The following is a 6,869-nucleotide window of genomic DNA, read 5'->3' on the forward strand; positions in this document are numbered from 1 at the left end:
AAAAAAAGACTGTCTTACAAAGCTATGGACATACAGCACGACAATTTCTACCCCGCTCAAGCTTACCTTTGGAAGTTAATCATTTGCTTCGCTAGTTGTCGCTGTTGCAGAGATGGCCACGCTACGGGGGCACCTTCAAATGCCGGTTTACGGCAACATTTCAAGAATATTATAACCCCTCAGGTTAGGAGATTTTTGTCGTCCTTGTGATGGATAAATGGGTTAGACCTGCCAAAATTATGAAGGTTTTGGCAGGTTTGTGGCGCACCAACTAAACGGAGCGCAGGAATCCAAACAAACCACGCTTTGCCCCCTGCCCCGCTCGCTGATCGGTTAGCATTGCGGTCAACTGGCGGCGTTCTTCGCCCTCACGATCAAGGCGTTCTCGAAGGTCGGCTACAGTTTCAGCCATGTTTTCAGATAGAGTATTCGCGGCTTTAAGCTCGGCCCGTAACCGCTCTATTTCAATGCGGTTTTCGCGGTCATTGGTGGGGGTAAGCGTCGGTTTTTCTGACTGGTCAGAGGTAGTCAGCGGAAACACTCTATGCAGCTCTGACGGATCAATCTCGTATCGTCCTTGGGCATCTTTTGGCGCGCTTAAACGCCCTTCTTTTATGGCTTTTAAGACTGTTCCCTTTGCCTTGCGACAAGACTTCGCCGCTTCATTTAGTGTCATGGTCATGCTCGGTTTTCCTCGTGGTCATTATTGGTTTTCTTGACTGGTCATGACCAGTCATCGTGACCAGTGTGCCACAATTCCTGAACCAAACAAACCACCGACAAAATGGCGCGGCACCGCTATCTTAAGCTGTTCTGCTTTCCGCAGTAGGCCACGAAGGCGGCACCCGCGCTTTTTGGCGGATTGCCCTTGGCGGTTTCCGCCTGCGCGAAGGCCAGCCAATCAGCTCGAAGGGCATGGTAGTCCCGACCCTTTTCCTGCGCCAACGCGCGGGCCTTTTCTTCGGCCCAGTCAGGCAGGGTGATTGCGGGCGCGATCTGTGTCTTCGTATTCCGAGGCCGGAAGATCACAAGATCATCTTCTGTCAGCTCGATCCGGTAGAAGGGCGTATGATCGTCAGCGATGATCTGGCGAAGGTTGAGCCGGAACTTTTTGAGCGGAGCATTGCTGCCAGTCTTTCGTTGAAGATTGGCAAGGCCGATATGCCATTTTGGCTGGTTGCCGCAGTGTTTCCGCGCGATCTCGTAGAGACGGCGTTCCAGCGGACGACGCAGGCGGAAGTAGTCGTTCGAGATCGTGACAACCTGGTCGGATTCGATAGCCCGCATGAGCCAGTCCGACAGGACCACCTCGCAATAATCCAGTCGCCATGAACCATCCTCACGCATGACAAATCCACCTTCGTCAATCAGACCAAAAACACGGGTTTCCATGCGGTCTCCCGTGCGAATGTCCGTTTTGAAGGTTGTCCCTCGTAGGCGTTTGAAGGCTTGCTCTAGGCGTTGATAGCCAAGGTTGTTTGTGGGCCTGTTCGTTGAGACTAGAAGCTCTCGCCCCGTGAACCTGACACGCTTACCGATCTTCTCGTCGCGGTTTTTCATGTGCATCAGCTGGCTGATACAGAAGATCAGAATGTCCTTGTCGAAGATGGTCGGCAGGCCGTTATAAGACGGTGTAATCTCTAGGCGAACATCCCCAGCTTCATAGTGCAGGTGGCGCATGTCTGGCTTCGTCGCCAGTGAGAACATCGGGTGTTCCATCGACGCCGTATCATCCTTCGGCACGACATCGGCGATGTCGAGGATGAAGAAATCTTTTTGAGGGTGTCGATCGGGAAGTAAGGCCATGCTCAAGCTATAACAGCAGTTCGCACTATCAGGAACCATAAATTCGCACTATCGGGAACCGCCGCCACTTCGCACCTTTCGGAACCCAAATTCGCACCTTTCGGAACCGAGATTCGCACCTTTCGGAACCCTGTGGATAGTTTTCGCTTTCATAGCCATGAGGTTACAGGCGATTTTCAGGCCCGTAACATACTCCGTAGGTAACACTATTAACACTAGGCGTTTGCTTGATCTGTTCTTTCCAGGAAGCTCAAGGCTGCCTAATCATGGCCTTCGCAAATATGGTGATGGCGAACCCATATTGACTACCTTCTCAAATGTAGTTATGTTGCTACATTAAGGGGCTTGGAAGGATGTGAGCCATGGGAATAACAACGATCAACAGCCGGACGTTCAACCAAGACGCCAGTGGCGCAAAGCGGGCTGCGCAGGAAGGCCCTGTGTTTATCACAGACCGGGGCAAACCCGCGCATGTCTTGCTCAGCATTGAAGCCTACAGGCGGCTTACAGGTCGCCAGGAAAGTATTCTTGATTTGCTTGCCGATCCAGAAGCGGAAGACGTAGCTTTTGAACCGGATCGCTTGGGCAGCCTTACACGTCCCGCTGATTTGTCCTGATGTTCATCCTCGATACGAATGTGGTGTCCGAACTGCGCAAGGCAAAGGCAGGGAAGGCGGATGCCAATGTCGTTGCGTGGGCCGAGGATCAAGACCCGTCAGCGCTGTTTTTGTCAGCCATCACACTCTTGGAACTTGAGATGGGCGTCAGGCAGATGGAAAGGCGTGACAGCACGCAGGGCGCCGTCTTGAGGGCTTGGATGGTTGATCGGGTGCTTCCGGTGTTCGAGGGGCGTATCCTGTCCGTGGACGGGCCTGTCGCGCTCTGCTGTGCTACTTTGCATGTTCCAGACCCCCGCAGTGACCGGGACGCCCTGATCGCCGCGACAGGGATCACCCACGCCATGCCAATCGTTACGCGCAATGTTGCGGACTTCGAGCCGACAGGCGTGCAGATCATCAACCCGTGGGAGCCGATGCCATGACACCCAGCAGCCCGACAGCTACCGTTCTCAAAACAGAGCGAGCCACCATCGAGGGCATCCAGCGCGGGCTTGCGGATGTTAAAGCTGGCCGGACGGTGAGCCATGAGGATGCAATGGCATCCGTGCGAAAGATCATCGACGCGTCGGCGAACGATATTGTTTGAGCCGAAGAATGGCCGGAGTGATTTTCACTGATCCGGCCTGTTGATCCAGACCGCGCAGTAACTGGACCCGTTGTCCTGTTCGACCACCTGTCCGCCTGCGGTGCCGCAATAGATGCTTGGAAACTGCCCGAACTCACGGGCATCGCCGCGCCCTTGTATCCATGCCATCGCCAGTGCCCCGATAACGGCCCCTGTGGCGAGCATGGAGGCCAACCACACCCAGAACCCGCCAAACCAGCGCCATGCCTCTCTACGGGCCTCTCCGGCGGCCTGTGAGAGCTTTGCGCGCTCATTGTCGAGGTCATGCCGGATTCCGGCCATGGCGCTCTCAGCGGCCCTGGTTGCGGCCTGTGTGGCGCTGCGAGCCATCTGGTCGCGGTCAGATGCCAGAGCCTCCTGAATTTCCCCCGGCGCGTCCTTGGTTGCTTTTGCCATCTTCAAGGCAGCTTGTGCCACGGCTTGGTTCAGGGTTTTGGCCTCGTCCTTGTCGAGGCTGGTGCGGGCGATATGCTCGATGCTGCGACGAAGGGCCGTCAGTTCATCAACCAGTTCCTGAAACGGATCCTTACTCATTCCTGATCCGCCTTCGTCGCCATCTGGTCCAGTTCTTCCAGCAGACCGACCAGCTCTTTTTGATCGACTTCACGGGTGGCGTTCTTGCGCAGGGTCGCGGCCATCCAGCGGGCAATCTTGGGGTCTTTCAAAGCGGCATTGGTCACGATAGCCCCGACGATGATTTTGCGCCGGGTCTCGCTGGCTTTCTGGCGGGTTTTAAGGCGGGCCAGTTTTGCCTGTGTTGATGCGATCTGCTGATCTATTGTCCGCGCCATTTTGGTTTCCTTTTCCGCCGTCCTAAGTTGCTTTTAGGCTACCACTGTTGTAGAGAGCAAGACACGAAGTGCCCACTTATACAAACGCTGCGCGTTTGTGTGGGTAGGGGAGACTGGCGTTTCCCCTTAACCCCTAAGCAAAGTGAAGCTCTGATATGGCGATCTATCATTTACGCGCAACGATGATTTCTCGCTCTCAGGGCCGCAGTTCCACGGCGGCTTCCGCCTACCGCGTGGCTGAGCGGATCGAGGACCGCCGCACCGGGCTGGTCTTCGATTACGCGGCGCGGGGCGGTGTCGATTACACCGAAATCCTTGCGCCGGATCATGCGCCGGATTGGGTCCGTGACCGATCCGAGCTGTGGAACCGGGTCGAGGAATCCGAGACCCGCAAGAACAGCCAGGTCGCCCGCGAGGTCCGCGTGGCCCTGCCCGACGAGCTGACCCATGCGCAGCGTGTCGCCCTGGTCCGCGACTACGCACAGACGCAGTTCGTTGACCGTGGCATGGTGGCTGACATCGCCCTGCACGCACCGGGGCGCGAGGGCGACGAGCGCAACCACCATGCCCACATTCTGCTGACCACCCGCGAGATCGACGCCGAAGGCTTCACCACCAAGAACCGCGACTGGAACAAGGTCGAGGTTCTTGAGGGCTGGCGCGAGGCGTGGGCGCGGGACAGCAACGCGGCCCTGGAGCGGGCCGGCATTGAGGACCGCGTGGATCACCGGACCCTCGTGGCGCAGCGCGATGAGGCGCTTGAGCTGGCAAGCGCGGCGCGGGAGCGCGGCGACGAGGGCGCGGAGCTGGTGCAGACCGTGCGGGCCATGTCGCTGGACCGCCCGCCCCTGCCGCAGCTTTCTCCCGGCGCGTGGCAGCTCAAGGAACGCGGCATCGAGGTTGCCGCCGTGCGCGTCTGGCACGAGGTCAAGGACCGTGCCGCCGAGGTCAGGCACGTGGTGCAGGAGCTGACCGGACAGGTTCGCGACTGGCTGGACCGTGCGGCTGATCGGGTCATGGACCGTCTAGGATCAGGGCAATCCGAGCTGGCGCTTGCGGGGGGTCGTGATGGCCGAGAAGAAGAACCCGACTTTGCCACGCGGTTGAAGGCATCTTGGGAAGCCTATCGAGGCCAAGAGAAGGTTCAGGAAAGCCCCACGCCGGAGCGTGAACGGGAGACGTCGCAGGAGTTCGCGGCACGGCTGCGCGAGGCGGCGGCGGGGATCGATCCGGACGATCTAGCCGCCCGTGCAGCAGAGTTACGCGAGGGCCGTGAGGCCGAGGAACGGCACACCGCGCAGGAGGCCGCGCAAGAACAGGAACGGGTGAAAGAGTTGGAGCGACAGCAGGAGATCGAGCGGGATGCCCACCGCGACCGGGGGTATGGTATCGACCGGTAAGACCGTTCAACAAAGGGTCTTTTTTGGAAATCTAGCGTATATGCTGCGAAGGCTTTGCGGCCAGAAATCCTTTTTTCAGCATTTTGTGTGAAGGCTACTCCATCGGTTCCGTAGGAGAAGCACTTGTCCGAAAAATTGGCCATAAACACGAATGCATCCGCGATGGAAATGGCGGATTCGATGTTTGGGAACGGTATAAAAATCGTTTCAGCAAGCTATACTGGCGCTCAAAGCGCGTCGGGTATTTATTCTGGTGGCGACACCACCGCATCAGAGATTACCCCCTCAGACAGCGGCGTTATCTTGTCCACCGGCCGCGCCAGCGACGTCACATCCGGCGGCAAAGACGTCAACGTCTCCTCCGGGACGACGACACAACACCATCTTGCCGGCGACAAGGAGCTTTCGGAAGTTTCCGGCCAACAAACCTATGACGCATCCGTGCTGGAAGCTGAATTTGTGCCCGAAGGCAGCACGCTGACAATGCAGGTGGTGTTTTCCTCTGAGGAATATCTTGAATATGTAGATTCAGGTTTCAATGACGCCGTTGGCATCTGGGTCAATGGCCAACCGGCGAAAATGACTATCGGATCGGGAGACTTGACCATCAACAATATCAATGATGTCGACAACGCCAATCTTTACGTCGACAATTCGCATAATGACGATACCTATAACACCCAAATGGACGGTTTTACCGTCACACTGACACTGAAGGCACCCGTTATTCCGGGCGAGGTCAACACCATAAAAATCGGCATTGCCGATGGGGGTGATGGAGCTTACGACAGTAATTTGTTGATTGCAGGCGACAGCGTGCAGACCGCACTGGTCGCCGAAGATGACGAAATCAACGTCACATCGAACGGCGAAACATCATACGATCTTTTGGCCAATGACAGCTCCACAGGTGGCGGCACACTGACGCTCACGCATATCAACGGGCAACCTGTTGCCGTAGGGGATACTGTGACACTGGCGTCCGGTGAGGTGATCGAGCTTACTCCAACCGGGCTGACCCTTACTGGCTCACAGACAGATACTGGTGCAAACATTTTTTCCTATACGGTGGCAGACGACGACGGAAACACCGATGTCGGCTTTGTCACCGTCAACACGACTCCAGGCGTCGTTTGTTTCGCGACGGGCACCATGATCCTTACGCCTTCGGGTGAGGTGCCAGTAGAGCGCCTGCGCCCCGGGGATTTGGTGGTGACTGCGGACAACGGCCCCCAGCCACTGATCTGGAGCGGCATGCGCCGCCTCGGGGCACCTGAGCTGGCGCATATGCCACATGTCAAACCAATCGAGATCAGGTCAGGGGCGTTCGGCAACCACAGCACACTTGTTGTATCGCCGCAACACGGTCTGTTGCTGTCCTACGATGGCGAAGAGGTCATGGTCCGCGCAAAACATCTCGCCGAGATGCGTGGTGGGGTAGTGAGGGTAAAAAAAGGTTGCCGGAGTGTGACCTATTGCCATTTGCTGTTCGAACAGCACCAAGTGATCTTTTCTAACGGCATTCGCAGCGAAAGCTTTTTCCCAGGGCCTCAGGCCTTAAAAGCGCTCGATCAAGAAGCCCATAAAGAGCTGATCGATATCTTTCCCTTTCTGAACGGCGATGTGG

The 6,869-nt window shown here is 56.9% G+C and carries 9 protein-coding genes; 5 read left to right on the forward strand and 4 right to left on the reverse strand.

Features of this window, described 5'->3' with window-relative positions:
• Positions 1–271 precede the first annotated feature (271 nt).
• Together VWZ87_RS01590 and VWZ87_RS01595 are read right to left on the reverse strand one after the other, a co-directional pair.
• On the reverse strand, positions 272–682 hold the full coding sequence (locus tag VWZ87_RS01590; RefSeq protein ID WP_416536853.1) for a hypothetical protein: 411 nt from the start codon (positions 680–682) through the stop codon (positions 272–274).
• 116 nt (positions 683–798) lie between these two features.
• Positions 799–1,806 carry a replication initiator protein A gene (locus VWZ87_RS01595; RefSeq protein ID WP_416536854.1) on the reverse strand — a complete coding sequence of 336 codons (1,008 nt, stop codon included), beginning with the start codon at positions 1,804–1,806 and terminating at the stop codon, positions 799–801.
• Positions 1,807–2,168: 362 nt separating this feature from the next.
• On the opposite strand from VWZ87_RS01595, the gene VWZ87_RS01600 reads away from it, so the two are divergent.
• Genes VWZ87_RS01600 through VWZ87_RS01610 form a run of 3 tightly spaced genes read left to right on the forward strand, consistent with a single transcriptional unit; the run spans position 2,169 to position 3,012 of the window.
• Positions 2,169–2,423: a type II toxin-antitoxin system Phd/YefM family antitoxin gene (locus VWZ87_RS01600; protein WP_416536855.1), complete on the forward strand. Its 255-nt coding sequence runs from the start codon at positions 2,169–2,171 to the stop codon at positions 2,421–2,423.
• Positions 2,423–2,848 carry a type II toxin-antitoxin system VapC family toxin gene (locus VWZ87_RS01605; RefSeq protein WP_416536856.1) on the forward strand — a complete coding sequence of 142 codons (426 nt, stop codon included), beginning with the start codon at positions 2,423–2,425 and terminating at the stop codon, positions 2,846–2,848. Before VWZ87_RS01600 ends, VWZ87_RS01605 begins: the two co-directional genes overlap by 1 nt.
• On the forward strand, positions 2,845–3,012 hold the full coding sequence (locus tag VWZ87_RS01610) for a hypothetical protein (protein WP_416536857.1): 168 nt from the start codon (positions 2,845–2,847) through the stop codon (positions 3,010–3,012). Before VWZ87_RS01605 ends, VWZ87_RS01610 begins: the two co-directional genes overlap by 4 nt.
• A gap of 24 nt (positions 3,013–3,036) precedes the next feature.
• On the opposite strand, the gene VWZ87_RS01615 is transcribed toward VWZ87_RS01610, so the two are convergent.
• Both VWZ87_RS01615 and VWZ87_RS01620 read right to left on the reverse strand, forming a co-directional pair.
• A complete protein-coding gene (locus tag VWZ87_RS01615; protein WP_416536858.1) occupies positions 3,037–3,585 on the reverse strand; it encodes a hypothetical protein in 549 nt (182 codons plus the stop codon).
• Positions 3,582–3,842 carry a hypothetical protein gene (locus VWZ87_RS01620; RefSeq protein ID WP_416536859.1) on the reverse strand — a complete coding sequence of 87 codons (261 nt, stop codon included), beginning with the start codon at positions 3,840–3,842 and terminating at the stop codon, positions 3,582–3,584. Before VWZ87_RS01620 ends, VWZ87_RS01615 begins: the two co-directional genes overlap by 4 nt.
• 155 nt (positions 3,843–3,997) lie before the next feature.
• Between VWZ87_RS01620 and mobQ the strand changes: the two genes are divergently transcribed.
• Both mobQ and VWZ87_RS01630 read left to right on the forward strand, forming a co-directional pair.
• Positions 3,998–5,242 (forward strand): MobQ family relaxase, encoded by a 1,245-nt coding sequence (gene mobQ, locus VWZ87_RS01625; RefSeq protein WP_416536860.1) that lies wholly within the window; start codon positions 3,998–4,000, stop codon positions 5,240–5,242.
• 123 nt (positions 5,243–5,365) lie between these two features.
• Positions 5,366–6,869: choice-of-anchor L domain-containing protein (locus tag VWZ87_RS01630; RefSeq protein ID WP_416536861.1), on the forward strand; the 1,504-nt coding region annotated here is incomplete at its 3' end.

It is taken from the genome of Phaeobacter sp. JH20_37 (genome assembly GCF_048056015.1).
In the GTDB taxonomy this organism is placed as follows: domain Bacteria; phylum Pseudomonadota; class Alphaproteobacteria; order Rhodobacterales; family Rhodobacteraceae; genus Phaeobacter; species Phaeobacter bryozoorum.

What these genes read in the sequence shown, in the direction of transcription:
- mobQ (WP_416536860.1), top strand. Translation starts at nt 3,998, where the DNA reads ATGGCGATCTATCATTTACGCGCAACGATGATTTCTCGCTCTCAGGGC.
- VWZ87_RS01610 (WP_416536857.1), top strand. Translation starts at nt 2,845, where the DNA reads ATGACACCCAGCAGCCCGACAGCTACCGTTCTCAAAACAGAGCGAGCC.
- VWZ87_RS01590 (WP_416536853.1), bottom strand. Translation starts at nt 682, where the DNA reads ATGACCATGACACTAAATGAAGCGGCGAAGTCTTGTCGCAAGGCAAAG.
- VWZ87_RS01605 (WP_416536856.1), top strand. Translation starts at nt 2,423, where the DNA reads ATGTTCATCCTCGATACGAATGTGGTGTCCGAACTGCGCAAGGCAAAG.
- VWZ87_RS01600 (WP_416536855.1), top strand. Translation starts at nt 2,169, where the DNA reads ATGGGAATAACAACGATCAACAGCCGGACGTTCAACCAAGACGCCAGT.
- VWZ87_RS01595 (WP_416536854.1), bottom strand. Translation starts at nt 1,806, where the DNA reads ATGGCCTTACTTCCCGATCGACACCCTCAAAAAGATTTCTTCATCCTC.
- VWZ87_RS01620 (WP_416536859.1), bottom strand. Translation starts at nt 3,842, where the DNA reads ATGGCGCGGACAATAGATCAGCAGATCGCATCAACACAGGCAAAACTG.
- VWZ87_RS01615 (WP_416536858.1), bottom strand. Translation starts at nt 3,585, where the DNA reads ATGAGTAAGGATCCGTTTCAGGAACTGGTTGATGAACTGACGGCCCTT.